This is a genomic window from Pseudomonas sp. RIT-PI-S (assembly GCF_025642975.1).
GTDB lineage: Bacteria > Pseudomonadota > Gammaproteobacteria > Pseudomonadales > Pseudomonadaceae > Aquipseudomonas.
In genome coordinates this window covers 155,560-172,549 of sequence record NZ_JANZKJ010000001.1, presented here as the reverse complement: position 1 = coordinate 172,549, position 16,990 = coordinate 155,560, and the positions used below count along the sequence as shown (strand labels likewise).

Here is a 16,990-nt window from a genome sequence, read left to right as displayed (position 1 = left end):
CAATACACATGCAATGGGAAGTCGTGATCGGGCTGGAGATTCATACCCAGCTCGCCACCCAATCGAAGATTTTCTCCGGAAGTGCTACCACCTTCGGCTCCGAACCCAACACCCAGGCAAGCCTGGTGGACCTTGGCATGCCCGGCGTGCTGCCGGTGCTGAACCAGGAAGCGGTGCGCATGGCGGTCATGTTCGGCCTGGCCATCGACGCCGAGATCGGCCAGCAGAACGTGTTCGCCCGCAAGAATTACTTCTACCCCGACCTGCCCAAGGGCTACCAGATCAGCCAGATGGACCATCCCATCGTCGGCAAGGGCCACCTGGACATTACCCTCGAGGACGGCACCAGCAAGCGCATCGGTGTTACCCGGGCGCACCTGGAAGAAGATGCCGGCAAAAGCCTGCACGAAGACTTCCAGGGCTTTTCCGGGATAGACCTCAACCGCGCTGGCACCCCGCTGCTGGAAATCGTGTCCGAACCAGACATGCGCAGCGCCAAGGAAGCCGTGGCGTACGTGAAGGCGATCCACGCGCTGGTGCGCTACCTGGGGATATGCGACGGCAACATGGCCGAAGGGTCGCTGCGCTGCGACTGCAACGTGTCGATCCGCCCCAAGGGCCAGGCCGAGTTTGGTACCCGCTGCGAAATCAAGAACGTCAACTCGTTCCGCTTCATCGAGCGCGCTATCAACAGCGAGATCCAGCGGCAGATCGAACTGATCGAGGACGGCGGCAAGGTCATCCAGGAAACCCGCCTGTACGACCCGAACAAAGACGAAACCCGCTCCATGCGCAGCAAGGAAGAGGCGAACGACTACCGCTACTTCCCAGACCCAGACCTGCTGCCAGTGGTGATCGAAGACGCCTTCCTGGACAGCGTGCGCGCTTCCCTGCCTGAGCTGCCACCGCAAAAGCGCGAGCGCTTCCAGAGCCAGTACGGCCTCTCGGCCTACGACGCCACGGTACTGGCCTCCAGCCGTGAGCAAGCGGACTACTTCGAGCAGGTCGCGGCGATCGGCGGCGACGCCAAGCTGGCGGCTAACTGGGTGATGGTTGAACTCGGCAGCCTGCTCAACAAGCTGGGCGTGGACATCGAGCAGTCCCCGGTGAGCGCCGAGCAACTGGGCGGCATGCTGGTGCGCATCCGCGACAACACCATCTCCGGCAAGATCGCCAAGGTGGTGTTCGAGGCCATGGCCAATGGCGAAGGCACTGCCGACCAGATCATCGAGGCTCGAGGCCTGAAGCAGGTGACGGACAGCGGCGCCATCGAAAAAGTGCTCGACGACATGTTGGCCGCCAACGCCGAGCAAGTGGAGCAATACCGCGCGGCGGACGAAGCCAAGCGCGGCAAGATGTTCGGCTTCTTCGTGGGCCAGGCGATGAAAGCCTCCAAGGGCAAGGCCAACCCGCAACAGGTGAACGAACTGCTCAAGCGCAAGCTCGAAGGCTGAAGTTATGACCTGCCGGCCGCCATCCCCTGGGTGGCGGTCGAGCGCAGCCTCTGTACAAGGAACCACCATGCGGCGCTCGTTTTGCCTGGTTTTCAGCCTGTTGTTATTGGCCGGTTGCGCCGGCCAACGCACTTTTCTTTCCCCACCGCTGGCGCCTGGGCAGGCCGAAGAAGGCTTGGCATCGTATTACGGTGCCCGCCATCACGGCCTGCGCACTGCCAGCGGTGAGCCTTTCGACCAGAACAGCCTGACTGCGGCCCACCGCACACTGCCGTTCGGCACTCAGGTCCAGGTGACCAACCTGGACAACGCGCGCAGCGTAGTGGTGCGCATCAACGACCGCGGCCCCCGTGCCCGTAAGCGCGTGATCGATCTGTCCCGAGGCGCGGCCGAGCGGCTGGGCATGACCGACGACGGCACCGCGCGGGTGCGCATCCAACGCTTGGATTAGGGGGAAACGCCCATCGCCGAACTCTCCTCACTCCCGCCGCTGAGCCTGCTGCAATTCGTTTGCGGGGCCTTGATGCTCTTGCTGGGCGCCGAACTGATGGTCCGCAACGTGTTGCGCCTGGCCCAACGGGCTCGGGTGCGCCCGCTGGTGGCCGGCCTGTCGTTGATGGCGCTGGGCAGCAGCGCACCACAGCTGGCCATCAGCCTGGGCGCCGTGAGCGCGGGCGCACCTGACGTGGCCCTGGGCAGTGTGGTGGGTGGCACGCTGTTCAGCTTGCTGGTGACCCTGGGGTTATGCGCCCTGATCGTGCCGTTACGGGTATCGCTGCCGGTGGTGCGGCTGGACCTGCCCATGGTGGCGGGTGCCGCGGCCTTGCTCTATGTACTGGCGCTGGACCAACACCTGGGCACAGCCGAAGCGCTGTTGCTGCTGGCCGGCTGGGCTGGCTACCTGGCCATGCTGGCTTGGCAGTTCCGCCACGCCGCGCGGCCCGGCCCCATTGCGCCCAGCCGCCAGCGCTCGGTAGTAACGGCGCTGGCGCGGCTGATCGTCGGCGCAGCTTTGCTCACCCTGGGTGGGCAATGGCTGCTCGATGCAACCGTGGCATTCGCGAACGAACTGGGGTTATCCGAGCGCGTGATCGGGCTGACGGTAGTAGCGGTGTGCGCATCGCTGCCTGAGCTTGCCATGTCGCTGCTGGCGGCGTGGCGCGGTGAACGCGAGTTGGCGGTAGGCAATGTGATCGGCAGCAGCGTGTGCAACCTCACTGGCGTACTGGCAGTGACCACGCTTGCGAGCCCCAGCGGGCTTTCGGTATCGCCCAATAGCCTGACTTTCGACCTGCCGGCATTGCTGGGCGCCGCCGTGCTCGCCTGGCCGCTGTTCCGCCTGGGCTACCGCGTCAGCCGCCTGGAGGGGCTGTTGCTGCTCGCCCTGTATGGGCTTTATGGGATGCACTTGGTTGCCTTCAGCACCGACATGCACCTCGCCGTGCGGCTGGAGCGGCTGCTGTTGCTGTATGTGGTGCCGCTGCTGTTGGCGATGGTCGCGCTCGCAGCCTGGAGGCATCAGCGCAGAGGGCGCCAGGGCTGACGGCAGGGGCGGGCTAGATCCAGCCGAGCCCATGCAGCACAAAGATACCCAGGTTGGTGGTAACGACGGCCGCCACCGTGGTGACGACCACGATGGTCGCCGCTAGCCGGTAATTGCCATCAGCCGCCCGCGCCATCACATAGCTGACCGAGGCGGTGGGCGCGCCGAAGTAAAGGAAGAGAATGCCCAGGTCCGCGCCGCGAAACCCGCACAGCCAAGCGCCCAGTGTGGCAACCAGGGGCAGCGCCACCATCTTCACCAGGCTCGCACTGATCGCCAGCTGGCTGCCGGCACGCAAGGCCGACAGCGACAGGCTGCCGCCGATGCAGATCAACGCCAGGGGCAGCGTCATATGGGCCAAGTACTGGGCGGACTGGTCCAGCCAGCCCGCCAATGGGATGTGCCATACGGCGAACGGCACCGCCGCCAGCACCCCAAGGATCAGCGGATTACGCACCACGCCCAGCGCCAGGCTCACCGGGTCGGACTTCATGCTTGGGCTGTAATAGGCCAGCACCACTGAAGACAAACTGTTGTACAGCACGATCAACACCCCGGCGAGGATCGACCCCACGGCGATGCCGTAGTCACCATACATGCTGGCTGCGAGTGCCAGCCCGATGATCCCGTTGTTGCCGCGGAAGGCCCCCTGCACATAGATGCCGCGATCGGCTTCAGGGCAATGCCAGCACGCCCATAGCCAGATAAGCGCAAAACTTGCCACGGTAGCGACGGCAAAATACGCCATCACGCCCAGTTGCAGGGCTTCGTTGAGGTTGGCGTGGATGATTCCGAGAAACAGCAGGCAGGGCATCGTGACGTTGAACACCAGCTCCGAGGCGACCTTGATAAAACCGTCGTCGATCCAGCCGATGCGCTTGAGCAACAGGCCCATGAACAGCATCGCGAAGACCGGTGCGGTGATGTTCAGTGTTTCCAGGAAAATGCCTAGCATGCGGCGCCGGTCCGTTATCGATCATCGGTAGTGCATGATAAGTCACCGCAACGAAAAAGCGCGCCGGGGCGGGCGCGCTTTCGTACAGCCTAAGCGAGTTTTACTGCGGCCCAAGCTTATCCATCAGCGCCGCGAGCATTTCGAACTCTTCGCCAGTGAGATCGGTCAGCGGCGTACGCACCGGCCCTGCATCGTAGCCTGCAATCTTCGCCCCGGCCTTGACGATGCTTACCGCATAGCCAGCCTTGCGGTTGCGGATATCCAAGTACGGCAGGAAGAAATCATCGATCAACTTGCCAACGGTGGTGTGGTCATCAGCGGCGATGGCCTTATAGAAATCCATCGCGGTTTTTGGCACAAAGTTGAACACCGCAGAGGAATATACCGGCACCCCGAGCGCCTTGTAGGCGGCGGCATAGACCTCAGCGGTGGGCAAGCCGCCCAAGTAGGTGAAACGGTCGCCGAGACGGTGGCGAATGTTGACCATCAGCTCGATATCGCCCAGGCCATCTTTGTAGCCGATCAGGTTAGGGCAACGGTCTGCCAGCTGCTGCAGCAAAGGCGCATTCAGGCGACATACGTTGCGGTTGTAGACGATCACCCCGATGTTGACGGACTTGCACACCGCCTCCACGTGAGCGGCCACGCCATCCTGGGAGGCTTCGGTCAGGTAATGCGGCAGCAGCAGCAAGCCCTTGGCGCCAAGGCGCTCGGCTTCCTGGGCGTATTCGATGGCCTGGCGAGTGGCGCCGCCTACCCCAGCCAGAATCGGCACGCTGCGGGCACAGGTGTCCACGGCAGTCTTGATGACCTGCGAATATTCACTTGTGGCCAAGGAGAAGAATTCACCGGTACCGCCTGCGGCGAACAGCGCGCTTGCGCCATAGGGCGCCAGCCATTCAAGGCGTTTGATGTAGCCGTCGCGGTTAAAATCACCTTGGGCGTTGAAGTCGGTAACCGGGAATGACAGCAGGCCGGAGGAGAGGATGGACTTGAGTTCTTGTGGAGTCATTGTATGGAACACCCTGGTGCGCTGAAGAACGAAACCGGCCGCTGCCGGTGTTGTAGGTCATCGTACAACCAGTTAAAAGACCACACAAGGCCCTCCAGATAATTAGAGAACCTGCAGAAGTAGGCGAAGCTTACGAAGCGATGCCGCTCGTTCGCGGGCTACGCCCGCTCTCATCAACCTGTGGCGTGTAGCGAACCGCGTTTATACGGGGCTGGCGGCGGCTTCTTCATGGGCCTGGCGCAGGCGTTCGCGGCTGTTGGTCAGGTGCAGGCGCATGGCAGCGCGAGCCGCGTCCGCGTCCTGGCGGGCGATGGCGTCGTAGATTTCTTCATGCTCGCGGCTGAGGCGGGTCATGTAGTGCTGCTGATCGTCATGGGCCAACCGGGCGGAATTCAGCCGGGTACGGGGAATGATGCTGGTGCCCAGGTGGCTCATGATGTCGGTGAAGTAGCGGTTGCCCGTGGCCAAGGCAATACGCAAATGGAATTGGAAGTCCGAGACGACTGCGTCGGTAGCGTGTGCGGCGCTTTCGTTCAGGGCATCGAGCGCTTCGCGCATGGACAGCAACTGCGCTTCGGTCCGCCGGGCCGCGGCGAGGCCCGCCGACTCCACCTCAAGGCTGATGCGCAGCTCGAGGACCGCCAGCACGTCGCGCAGGGTGACGATAGTGGCGGGATCGATACGGAAGCCGCTGGGGCTCGGGGTGTCGAGCACGAAGGTGCCGATGCCGTGACGGGTCTCGACCTGGCCGGCAGCCTGCAAGCGGGAGATAGCCTCGCGAACGACCGTACGGCTGACCCCCTGCTCTTCCATGATCGCGGACTCGGTGGGCAGCTTGTCGCCGCGCTTGAGTTCACCGTTACGGATGCGCTCGCTCAGAACGGCTACCAGCTCCTGAGCGAGGCTGCGCGGTTTTTTGCGGGCGCGTGGTGCGGCGCTTAGGTTGTCCACGCTTTGATTGTCCATAGATAAAGCCGGTCTCAGGGTTGATCACGGCCCCATCATAGCGCAAACGCCTTGCCCGATCAGCCTAGACTGCGCTGGGGACCTCCGAGCCCTGGGGCCGCAGCTGGCCGCCCTCGATCCGCAGCAAGCGAGGATGGAAGCGGCGCAAGCTGCTGCGATGCCCCACGCTGACGATACTCAGGCCCGGCAGTTGGTCGATCAGCGCCTGGTAGAGCAGCCCCTCGTCTTCCTCGTCCATCGCTGCGGTGGCTTCATCCAGGAACAGCCACTGCGGCCGGAACAAGAGCGCGCGAGCGAACGACAGGCGTTGTTGCTCACCCGGCGAAAGCAACCGCTGCCAGTGGTTGCTCTCATCCAGGCGCATGGCCAGATGGTCCAGGCGGCAGGTGTGCAGCGCTTCGAGGTAGCGTTCATCTGTATAAGCCTCGCCGGCTAGCGGGTAGCTCAGCGCCTCGCGCAGCGTGCCGATCGGCAGGTAGGGCTTTTGTGGGAGGAACAGCGAGCGCCCGGCGGGCATATGAATGTCCCCACCGCCGCGCGGCCAGAGGCCACCCATGGCGCGCAGCAGCGTGCTTTTGCCACTGCCGGAACGGCCGCTGAGCATCAGCCGCTCGCTGGGCGCGACATCCAGGCTGGCACCATCGAGCAGCGTGCGGCCGTCGGCCAGGCTCAGGCTTAACGCCGCCACCTGAAGCCGGTTGCCCTCGGTCTGCACATCGATCGCCGCGGGGCGCGCCTCGTTCTCGTCCATGGCCTGGCCGAAACTGAGCAAACGGTCACAGGTGGCGCGCCATTCCGCCAGCGAGGCATAGGCATCGACGAACCAACTGAGGTTTTCCTGCACGTTGCCAAAGGCTGAGTTGATCTGCATGAGTTCGCCGAGCTGGATCTTGCCGGCGAAGTAACGCGGCGCGGCCACCACGAAGGGGAAAATGATGGCGATCTGGCTATAACCGGCGGTGAAGAACGTTAGGCGCTTTTGCACCTGCATAACTGACCAGAAGTTGCTCCATACCCGGCCAAAGCGGTCCACCAGACGGGCCTGCTCGTTTGGCTCACCGTTGTACAACGCAATGCTCTCGGCATTTTCCCTCACCCTTACCAGGGAAAAACGCAGATCTGCTTCGTAGCGCTGTTGGCGGTTGTTCAGCGGGATCAAGCGCCGGCCGATCAGGTGGGTAATCCAGCTACCAACGATGGCGTACAGCAGCGCGGCCCAGAACATGTAACCAGGGACGGTTATACCGAACACTTCGATGCTGCCAGATACACCCCACAGGATGATCGAGAACGAGACCAGGCTGACGATGGTGCGGATCAAACCTAACCCCAGCGAAAGCGTGGAGCTGGTGAAGTTGTTGATGTCCTCGCTGATACGCTGGTCCGGGTTGTCGGTGTAGGCGCCGGTTTCCAGATGGTAGTAGTTCTTGTGGCCTAGCCAGCGGGCGAACTGCTGCTCGGTCAGCCAGCGGCGCCAGCGGATGGTCAGCATCTGGGTCAGGTAGAGCCGGTAGACCGCACCCAAGATAGCAATGGCGGCGATGCCTCCGAAGTACAGGATCAGATGGGTAAACGCAGCGGTGTTCTTTTCCTGCAAGGCGTTGTAGAAATCCCGATACCAGTTGTTCACCAATACCGAAATCGCCACGCTGAACAACGACAACCCGATCACCGCGGCCAGCAATAGCCACGCCCTGCCCTTTTCTTCACTGCGCCAATAGGGCGTGATCATTTCCCACACGCGGCGGAAGAAATGCCCGCGTACAGCGTCGTTCACCGAGGAATATTCAGCGTTTTCAGTCATAGTCAGCTCAAGGCATCCAGGCGCCCGCCAGGCCAGCGACCGGGCCAAGGGCGAGCAGAGAACATAAAGGCCGGCGGATCAGCGCCGTACCGGTCGCTTCTGTAGCTTGCGTTGCAAAGTCCGCCGATGCATGCCCAGGGCACGCGCCGTCGCGGAGATATTGCCTTCGTGTTCGGCCAGTACGCGCTGGATATGTTCCCACTGCAGGCGATCCACCGACATGGGATTATCCGGCACCAGCGTGTCCAGGTCGGCGTGCTCGGACAACAGCGCCGCAAGCACATCGTCGGCATCAGCCGGCTTGCACAGGTAGTTGCAGGCGCCGCGCTTGATCGCCTCGACTGCCGTGGCGATGCTCGAGTAGCCGGTAAGGATCACCACGCGCATTTCCGCATCCAGCTCCAGCAACTTGGGCAACAGCACCAGCCCGGAATCGCCCTCCATCTTCAGATCGAGCACGGCGTAATCGGGCAAGTCCTGCCGCGCCAACTCCAGGCCATCCTCGGCCGAGCCCGCGGTGCTGACCCTAAAGCCACGCCGGCTCATGGCGCGGGCCATGACCCGGGTGAAGGTAGCGTCGTCATCGACCAGTAGCAGATGCGGCAGCTCTTCGCCGTCCGCTACCTGGGTTTCGTCAGTCATCTGTGTCTCCTCGGGCGTCGCGGGGCAGGCGCAGCTCGGTGAGCGTGCCGCCATCCTCGTGACTATAGAGTCTTACCGAGCCACCGGCGCGAGTCACGCTGGCCTTGCTCAGAAACAGGCCAAGGCCGAAGCCCTTGCCCTTGGTAGTGAAGAAAGGTTTACCGATTTGCTCGGCAATGGCCAGAGGCACGCCAGGCCCATGGTCACGAATACGGATGAAGATGTTTTCATCGTCCCAGGTCAGATGCACTTCCAGATCTTCCGGGCAGGCGTCGGCTGCGTTGTTTAGCAGGTTGAGCAGGGCCTGGGTCAGGTCCGCCGGGGGCGCCAGCCGTGGGGGCGGGTCCTGCTCCAGCCGCTGCAGGCGATAACTGGCCTCCGGGCGCATCAGGTGCCAGCGGTCGAGCGCTTCGTCCAGCCAGGCGGTCACGGCCAGTTCCACCACATCCTGGCGGCGGTTGGCCTCGGCGGCGCGCACTAGCTGCTGGAGGGTCTGCTTGCACAGCTGCACCTGGTCTTGCAGTACCTGCAAATCTTCTTGAAGGGCAGGGTCGGCGTGGTCCTGGCGCATTTCCTTGATCAACACGCTCATGGTTGCCAAAGGGGTGCCTAGCTCGTGCGCGGCGCCGGCGGCCTGGGTCGCCACGGCCAGCAATTGTTGGTCACGCAGCCCCTCCTCGCGCCGCTGGGCCCGCCACTCCTGCTGCCGACGCAACTCCTCGGCCATGCGCGCGGCAAAAAAAGTGATGACCGCCGCAGCGAGCGCGAAGCTAAGCCACATGCCATAGATCTGCATGTTCTCACGCGCCACGGGAAACGTTTCGAGAGGAAAGAACAACACCAGTAGCAAGGTGTAGCTCACCAGCGCAAGGCCAGACAGCATCAGCGAATACAGCCAGGGCAAGGTCACCGCGGCGATGGTCAGCGGCACCAGGTAATAGGACACGAAGGGGTTGGTGCTGCCGCCGGAGTAATACAACAAGGCACTGTGGATAAGCAGATCGCCGGCCAGCTGCACCGCGTACTCGAGCTCGGTCACCGGCAAGCTGGTGCGCAGGCGTAATGCCGTAAGCGCACAAAGCACCGCAGAGCAGCATAGGGTCACGCTCAACTGCAGCCAGGGCAACGGCAGCAGGTGGGTAAGGTAGGCGAAACCGACGGAGCCCGCCTGGGCGGCCAGCACCAGGATGCGCACGAAGGTCAGGCGCCAGAGGTTCTGGCGAGTCGCGGATAGCGGCGGGGCGGCGGCGAGCATGTCCTCTCCCGGCAAGGTGCACTGAAACGGAACGCCGGAGTATAACGACCTTCCCGCCTGGCTTGGCAGCGCTGCGGCAAAGCACCACAGCTCGGGGCACTGCCGGGGAACCGGGCCCGGCGGGAGCCAGTCCTAGCCACGAACCTTCGAACAAGGCAGATCACATGATCCCTACCCTGCGCGTACCGGCCCTTGCCGCCTGCATGACATTACTTTCGCTGCCGGCGCTCGCCGACGAGCTCCGCTACAACCAGATCACCTTGCATGCCGAAGCCAGCCGCGACGTTCAACGCGACCTGATGAGCGTAACTCTGTATAGCGAAGCCCAGGACACCGACCCGGCACGCCTTGCCGATACTGTTACCAAAAGCCTCAACGATGCACTGGCCAAGGCACGCCAGGCGTCCAGCGTAAGCATTCGCCAAGGGAGCCGTAATAGCGGCCCGGTTTATGACGAAAAAGGCCAGAACATCACGGCCTGGCGTGAGCGTGGCGAACTGCGCCTGGAGAGCCAGGACTTCGCCGCGCTGGCAAGCCTCACTGGTGAGCTGCAACAGACGCTCAAGCTCGGTGGCATGGAGTTCAGCATCGCCACGGCTACCCGCCAACAAAGTGAAGACGCCCTGATCAAGGACGCCATAGCGGCATTCAAGGCGCGCGCGGCTATCGCTGCCCAGGCGATGGGCAAGCAGGACTACAAGATCGTCAACTTGGCAATCAGCAGCAGCGGCGTGCCGCAGCCCTATATGCGCGCGCCCATGATGAAAGCCGCGCGTATGGAAATGGCCACTCCCGAAGTGGAGGCTGGAACGACTGAGGTAACGGTAAGCGCCGACGGCACCATCGAACTGGCACCACAATAGTGAGCGCACCCGGCCGGTAGCGCACTGTTACGGTGCGCACTGCGCCAAACCGACACTTCGTAATGGCAAATCAGCTCCAAAAGTGACCAACTAAATGGTTAATTCGCACGAAATTTATATCCATGCGACATTCCAGTACGTTGGTACTGCATTTTCAGAACAGTCCGACCTGTTGGCATTGCATTCGGTATGGCCCCTGCATAAGTATCGGCAGGAAGGCCCACAAGGCCGTCCTCTTTTCGAAAAAAAGACAACAATGAGGCCACCATGCTCAAACACGCAGTCATTCCGTTCCTGGTTGGTGCAGGCTTGCTCGCTGTCACTCCGCTGAGCCAAGCTGCTTCGAACCTGGTGTTCTGCTCGGAAGGGAGCCCGGCTGGCTTCGACCCCGGCCAATACACTACCGGTACGGACTTCGACGCTTCCGCTGAAACCATGTTCAACCGTCTCGTGCAATTCCAGCGCGGCGGCACTCAGGTAGAGCCAGCGCTTGCTAAAAGCTGGGACATTTCGCCGGACAACCTGATCTACACCTTCCATCTGCGTGATGGGGTGAAGTTCCACACCACCGAATACTTCAAGCCAACCCGTGAGTTCAACGCGGACGACGTGCTGTTCACCTTCAACCGCATGCTCGACAAGGACATGCCGTTCCGTAAGGCGTACCCCACCGAGTTCCCATACTTCACTGACATGGAGATGGACAAGAACATCACCAAGGTGGAGAAGCTCGACGACAAAACCGTCAAGTTCACCCTCAAGGAAGTGGATGCTGCGTTCATTCAGAACATGGCAATGAGCTTTGCTTCGATCCAGTCCGCCGAATACGCTGACCAACTACTCAAGGAAGGCAAGCCGGAGGACATCAACCAGAAGCCCATCGGCACTGGCCCGTTCGTGTTCAGCCGCTACCAGAAAGACGCGCAGATCCGCTTCAAGGGCAACAAGGACTACTGGAAGCCTGAAGACGTGAAGGTGGACAACCTGATCTTCGCCATCACTACCGATGCTTCCGTGCGCATCCAGAAGCTCAAGAAGAACGAGTGCCAGATAACCGCCTACCCGCGCCCGGCTGACCTTAAGCCGCTCGGGGAAGACAAAAACCTGCATATGCCCAGCCAGGCAGGCTTCAACCTGGGCTATCTGTCGTACAACGTCACCAAGCCTTACCTGAAGGACCTGAAAGTTCGCCAGGCACTGGACATGGCGATCAACAAGCAGCAAATCATCGATGCGGTGTATCAGGGCGCTGGGCAATTGGCCGTCAACGCGATGCCGCCGACCCAGTGGTCCTATGACACCACCATCAAGGACGCTGGCTACAACCCGGAAAAAGCCAAAGAGCTGCTCAAGCAAGCCGGTGTAAAAGAAGGCACCGAAATCAAGTTGTGGGCCATGCCGGTTCAGCGCCCTTACAACCCCAACGCCAAGCAGATGGCGGAGATGATCCAGGGCGACTGGGCCAAGGTGGGTATCAAGGCCACTATCGTTACCTACGAATGGGGCGAGTACATCAAGCGCTCCAAGGCTGGCGAAACCGAGGCGATGCTCATCGGCTGGAGCGGTGACAACGGGGACCCGGACAACTGGCTGGGTACCCTGTTCAGCTGCGCCGCGCTGCAGGGCAACAACTTCGGCAAGTTCTGCAATGCCGACTACGACAACCTGATCAAGGCCGCCAAGAGCACGCCGGACCAGGCCAAGCGGACCGAGCTGTACAAGCAGGCGCAGCACATGCTCAAAGAGCAGGTACCGTTCACCCCTATCGCCCACTCCACGGTCTATCAGCCGATGAGCGCCAAGGTTACTGACTTCAAGATCAGCCCGTTTGGCCTCAACTCCTTCTATGGCGTAGGCATCAAGGACTGACCGTAACCCAAGCGAACCTCGCTCCAGCTCCGTGGCCAAGGATGGCCCGGGGCGGGCGACGGCTGCTTTGGTATTAGCGCAGCCCGCTGAAATCCCCCACCACCACCTTGGATTTTGCGAATTTACCGCCCTGGCGACCGAGCCTGCCTCGGGCGGTTGCCTGCCTGCCCTCTTCAAACGGGCCGGCACTCCTTTTTACCCAAAAAGGTGAAGTGGTCCGCCAGCGCTCGCCGTAACGCCCGCACAGCACCCGGCAAGCCTGGAGAACGGCCCTCCGCCCGCTGCACCGCAACAAACGCGCCCGGCGTTACCGGGCACCGTTGTTAAGCCTGTTGCCAACGAAGTTACCGGAGCCTCGGCCACCGGAGCAAAAGAAGAAAGTCAGGAGCTACCACCATGAGAAATACCCAACGTACCTTGCTGGCCATTGCCATCGGCAGCCTCAGCACACTTGCCGTCGCCGAGCCGGCCAGCCAGGAATTCGTACCGCTCACCGTGAAGAGCACCAGCGCCCAGGACGAAGCCACTGGTTTTATCGAAGGCCAGTCGCTGTCGGGCACTACCCGTAACTTCTTTGCCAAGGAGAAGTTCAAGAACACCAACGGCAGTAGGTTCACCGTCCCCAAGCATAATGGCGTGGTCGAAAAGACCAACGACCGCACGACCTGGACCCAAGGCACCATTCTCAACTACACCTCGGGCTTTACCCAGGGCACCGTCGGTTTCGCTGTTGAAGGCGCGGTTTACAATGAAATTGCGCTTGAACAAGGCAGAGGGCGCACTGTGGGTGGTGGTAACCGCACGCTGACTGACAGCGATGGGGACGCAGTAGGCCAGTGGAGCAAAATGGGCCTGGGCAACCTAAAAGTCCGCTATTCCAATACAGTGCTCACTGCCGGCCGGCAAAGCATGAACACGCCGATGGTGGCTAGCATCGGCAACCGTGCGCTGCCATCGAGCTTCGAAGGGATCAGCCTGCACAGCGCCGAGTTCGATAACCTGACCTTTGACGTCGGCACCTTCGACCGCGTATCCCCGCGTACCGAGCAAAGCCTCACTCGATTCTCCAGTGAATATGCTGGCGTTGCGGCCACAACCGATCACGTACACACAGCCGGGGCGGTGTACAAGCCTTTCAAGAGCGTTGAAGCAAGCCTTTATGCTACTCAAGCCGAGGATTTCTGGAACCAGTACTACTTCGGCTTGACCCACGAGCTAGGTGATGCCGATGTCTTCGCCCTGACCTCTGGCCTGAACTACTACCGGACCAAGGACGAAGGCTCCAGCAAACTGGGTAGCATCGACAACAACACCTACAGCTTGAGCTTCACCGGCACACACGGCGCTCACAGCCTGACCGTTGCCTGGCAGCAAGTGGACGGTAACGAATACTTCGACTACCTGCATGAAACCAACGGCATCTTCCTGGCCAACTCCCTGCTGTCGGACTTCAACGCCCCGAACGAGAAGTCCTTGCAGTTCGCTTATGGCTTGGACATGAACAAATACGGTGTGCCTGGCTTGAAGTTCAGCATCTACACCGCTCGCGGCTGGGATATCGACGGCACCCACTATCACAGCACTGGCTACGGTGACGCCCGTCTTGGCGCGGGCCGCCAGTTGAGCAACATGGACGGCGAGCACCACCGCGAATACGGCGTGGGTGCTTCTTACGCCGTGCAAAGTGGCCCGCTCAAGGCCACCACCGTGCGTGCCACCTACACCATTCACCGCGGTAGCAAGGACGACACCAACGGCACTTCCCAACCAGACGGCAGCCTCAACGAGCTGCGTGTGGTAACCACCATCCCATTCAACATCCTGTAAATACGGCCACCGCGCTGGCGGATTTATCCGAATCCGCCAGCGCGGCTACGCTGCACTGATAGCGAGAGGTTTCCATGAAAAGCCATTCCTTGCGCGTCGCCATAGGCGCGGCCCTGTTCGGCCTGAGCGCCCTGGCCACGGCCAAGCCGCTGGTAGTCTGTACCGAGGCCAGCCCCGAAGGCTTCGATATCGTTCAGTACACCGCGGCCACCACTGCCGATGCATCGTCGGAGACCGTGTTCAACCGCCTGGTGGATTTCACCCCCGGCACTACGAACATCCAGCCAGGGCTGGCAGAAAGCTGGGACATCTCCCCAGACGGCACCACCTACACTTTCCACCTGCGCAAGGGTGTGAAATTCCACACCACCGACTATTTCAAGCCTAGCCGCGACTTCAATGCCGACGACGTGGTGTGGACCTTCCAGCGCCAGCTGGACCCCAAGCACCCGTGGCACGACAAAGCGCAGATGGGCTTCCCCTACTTTGAAGCCATGGGTTTCAAGGACCTGCTCAAGAGCGTGAGCAAAACCGACGATTACACCGTAGTGTTCGAGCTCAACCACGCCGAAGCACCGTTCCTGCGCGACATGGCCATGGGCTTCACGTCGATCTACTCGGCCGAGTATGCAGATCAGCTACTCAAGGCAGGCACAACCGGCGACATGAACACCAAGCCCATCGGTACAGGGCCGTTCATCCTCTCGCGGTACAGCAAAGACGCGCAAATCCGGTATAAGGCAAACCCCGACTACTACAAGGGCAAGCCCGCGGCCGACCCACTGGTGTTCGCCATTGCCACGGACAGTAATGTCCGTATGCAGAAGCTGAAGGCCAATGAGTGCCAGGTAGCGCTGTATCCAAAACCAGACGACATCAAGGCACTCAAGGCCGACGCGAACCTTCAGGTCAACGAGCTCGAAGCTTTGGTGGTCAGCTATGTGGCGATGAACACCTCGCATAAATACCTGAGCGATGTGCGTGTTCGCCAGGCCATCGCAATGGCGCTGGATAAGAACAACCTGGTAAAAACCCTGTTCGGTGAAGGCAACGCAACCGTCGGTACCGGCCCTTACCCATCGACGTTACTCGGTTTCGACTCTAAAATCGCCGATCTTCCTCACGATCCGGAAAAAGCCCGTGAGTTGCTCAAGGCGGCCGGTGTACCTGAGGGGTATAGCTTTACCGTGTTCACTCGCAACGGCGGTGGCGTAACCAACCCCAACCCGCCCCTGGCCGCGCAGTTGCTGCAGGCCGACCTGGCCAAGGTAGGCTTGAAGGCGGACATCCGCATCATGGAATGGGGCGAAATGGTCAAGCGCGCCAAGTTGGGCGAACACGACCTGGTGTTCTACGGCTGGGCCGGCGATAACGGCGACCCGGACAATTTCCTTTCGCCAAACCTTAGCTGCGATGCAGCCAAGAGCGGGGAAAACGCTGCGCGCTGGTGCAACAAGGATTACGACGCGCTGCTTCTGCAGGCACGGACCGAATCGGATTCGGCCAAACGGGCTGAGCTGTACAAGCAGGCCCAGGCCATCTTCCAAAAGGAGCAACCCTGGATCAGCCTGGCCTATCCCAAGCTGTTCGTCGCAACACGCAAGAACGTCGAAGGCTTCCATATCAGCCCGATGACCAACAACAACTTCGCCACTACCGAGGTGAAGTAAATAACCGACCTGCCGCGGCCCTATCCGGGCCAGCGGCGGGCTCCGAGGCGGGAAAGGGTCACCCTTTTCCCGCCTCGGCCGTACTGGCCGATGAGGTATGACCCTAAAATGCTGAGCTTTATTGCCCGCCGAGTGGGATTGCTGATCCCAACCTTCTTCGGCATCACTTTACTGACGTTCGCGTTGATACGCCTCATCCCCGGGGACCCGGTGGAAGTGATGATGGGAGAACGGCGGGTCGACCCCCAAATGCACGCCGAGGCCATGGAGCGCCTGGGCCTGAACAAGCCACTGTATGTGCAATACGGCAATTACATCGCGCAATTGGCCCACGGTGACCTTGGGCAGTCATTGCGCACCCGCGAAAGCGTGTGGAGCGAGTTCACCTCGCTGTTCCCGGCAACCCTGGAGTTGTCTATCGCCGCGTTGATCTTCGCTGGCATCCTGGGCCTTCTCGCCGGCGTGATCGCCGCGCTCCGACGGGGCTCACTGTTCGACCACGGCGTAATGGGCATCTCCCTGGCCGGCTACTCCATGCCGATTTTCTGGTGGGGGCTGATCCTCATCATGTTCTTCTCGGTCAAGCTTGGCTGGACCCCAGTCTCCGGGCGCATCGACCTGCTCTATGACATTACCCCCAAGACCGGCTTCATGCTGATCGACACCCTCTTCAGCGAGGACGAAGGCGCCTGGGTCGATGCCCTCAAGCATCTGATTCTCCCGGCCATCGTGCTCGGCACCATCCCGTTGGCGGTTATCGCCCGGATGACCCGCTCCTCCATGCTCGAAGTGCTGCGCGAAGACTATATCCGCACGGCCCGGGCCAAGGGCCTGTCGCCGAACCGCGTAGTGTTCGTGCATGGCCTGCGCAACGCGTTGATCCCGGTGCTGACCGTGTTCGGCCTGCAGGTAGGCACCCTGCTCGCCGGCGCGGTACTGACCGAAACCATCTTTTCCTGGCCGGGCGTTGGTAAATGGCTGATCGAAGCCATCGGCGCCCGTGACTACCCCGTGGTGCAGAACGGCATTCTGTTGATTGCCTGCCTGATCATCCTGGTCAACTTCGTAGTGGATATCCTCTACGGCCTGGCCAACCCACGCATCCGTCACCAGCGCTGAGATCACTTGCG

General features: G+C 61.4%; 14 protein-coding genes. 8 read left to right on the top strand and 6 right to left on the bottom strand.

Going from position 1 to position 16,990, the window contains the following annotated elements; genetic code table 11:
• Nucleotides 1-8: 8 nt before the first annotated feature.
• The 3 genes from gatB (at nt 9) to OGL93_RS00745 (ending at nt 2,997) form a co-directional block, all read left to right on the top strand.
• Entirely contained in the window at nt 9-1,454 is a 1,446-nt protein-coding gene (gene gatB, locus OGL93_RS00755) for an Asp-tRNA(Asn)/Glu-tRNA(Gln) amidotransferase subunit GatB (protein WP_263260381.1), read from the top strand.
• A 67-nt stretch (nt 1,455-1,521) separates the two neighbouring features.
• On the top strand, nt 1,522-1,905 hold the full coding sequence (locus OGL93_RS00750) for a septal ring lytic transglycosylase RlpA family protein (RefSeq protein WP_263260380.1): 384 nt from the start codon (nt 1,522-1,524) through the stop codon (nt 1,903-1,905).
• A gap of 45 nt (nt 1,906-1,950) precedes the next feature.
• Nucleotides 1,951-2,997 (top strand): sodium:calcium antiporter, encoded by a 1,047-nt coding sequence (locus OGL93_RS00745; RefSeq protein ID WP_263261084.1) that lies wholly within the window; start codon nt 1,951-1,953, stop codon nt 2,995-2,997.
• A gap of 13 nt (nt 2,998-3,010) precedes the next feature.
• On the opposite strand, the gene OGL93_RS00740 is transcribed toward OGL93_RS00745, so the two are convergent.
• The 6 genes from OGL93_RS00740 to OGL93_RS00715 all read right to left on the bottom strand — a co-directional run bounded on the left by OGL93_RS00740 (nt 3,011) and on the right by OGL93_RS00715 (nt 9,631).
• A complete protein-coding gene (locus OGL93_RS00740; protein ID WP_263260378.1) occupies nt 3,011-3,952 on the bottom strand; it encodes an AEC family transporter in 942 nt (313 codons plus the stop codon).
• A gap of 100 nt (nt 3,953-4,052) precedes the next feature.
• Nucleotides 4,053-4,964 carry a 5-dehydro-4-deoxyglucarate dehydratase gene (kdgD, locus tag OGL93_RS00735; RefSeq protein WP_263260376.1) on the bottom strand — a complete coding sequence of 304 codons (912 nt, stop codon included), beginning with the start codon at nt 4,962-4,964 and terminating at the stop codon, nt 4,053-4,055.
• A 201-nt stretch (nt 4,965-5,165) separates the two neighbouring features.
• The gene (locus OGL93_RS00730) at nt 5,166-5,915 is read right to left on the bottom strand and encodes a FadR/GntR family transcriptional regulator (protein WP_263261083.1); all 750 of its coding nucleotides are present in this window, start codon (nt 5,913-5,915) and stop codon (nt 5,166-5,168) included.
• A 79-nt stretch (nt 5,916-5,994) separates the two neighbouring features.
• Nucleotides 5,995-7,734 (bottom strand): ABC transporter ATP-binding protein/permease, encoded by a 1,740-nt coding sequence (locus OGL93_RS00725; protein WP_263260375.1) that lies wholly within the window; start codon nt 7,732-7,734, stop codon nt 5,995-5,997.
• 78 nt (nt 7,735-7,812) lie between these two features.
• Nucleotides 7,813-8,376, bottom strand: coding sequence for a response regulator transcription factor (locus OGL93_RS00720; protein WP_263260374.1), 564 nt, complete (start codon nt 8,374-8,376; stop codon nt 7,813-7,815).
• On the bottom strand, nt 8,369-9,631 hold the full coding sequence (locus OGL93_RS00715) for an ATP-binding protein (RefSeq protein ID WP_263260373.1): 1,263 nt from the start codon (nt 9,629-9,631) through the stop codon (nt 8,369-8,371). Before OGL93_RS00715 ends, OGL93_RS00720 begins: the two co-directional genes overlap by 8 nt.
• 164 nt (nt 9,632-9,795) lie before the next feature.
• Between OGL93_RS00715 and OGL93_RS00710 the strand changes: the two genes are divergently transcribed.
• From OGL93_RS00710 to OGL93_RS00690, 5 genes are all read left to right on the top strand, one after another.
• The gene (locus tag OGL93_RS00710) at nt 9,796-10,494 is read left to right on the top strand and encodes an SIMPL domain-containing protein (RefSeq protein WP_263260372.1); all 699 of its coding nucleotides are present in this window, start codon (nt 9,796-9,798) and stop codon (nt 10,492-10,494) included.
• A gap of 267 nt (nt 10,495-10,761) precedes the next feature.
• A complete protein-coding gene (locus OGL93_RS00705) occupies nt 10,762-12,363 on the top strand; it encodes an ABC transporter substrate-binding protein (RefSeq protein ID WP_263260370.1) in 1,602 nt (533 codons plus the stop codon).
• Between the two features lie 396 nt (nt 12,364-12,759).
• Nucleotides 12,760-14,190 (top strand): OprD family porin, encoded by a 1,431-nt coding sequence (locus OGL93_RS00700; RefSeq protein WP_263260368.1) that lies wholly within the window; start codon nt 12,760-12,762, stop codon nt 14,188-14,190.
• A gap of 74 nt (nt 14,191-14,264) precedes the next feature.
• Nucleotides 14,265-15,860, top strand: a complete 1,596-nt coding sequence (locus OGL93_RS00695) for an ABC transporter substrate-binding protein (RefSeq protein ID WP_263260367.1) — start codon at nt 14,265-14,267, stop codon at nt 15,858-15,860.
• A gap of 108 nt (nt 15,861-15,968) precedes the next feature.
• Nucleotides 15,969-16,979, top strand: a complete 1,011-nt coding sequence (locus OGL93_RS00690) for an ABC transporter permease subunit (protein ID WP_263260366.1) — start codon at nt 15,969-15,971, stop codon at nt 16,977-16,979.
• The last annotated feature ends 11 nt before the right edge of the window (nt 16,980-16,990 follow it).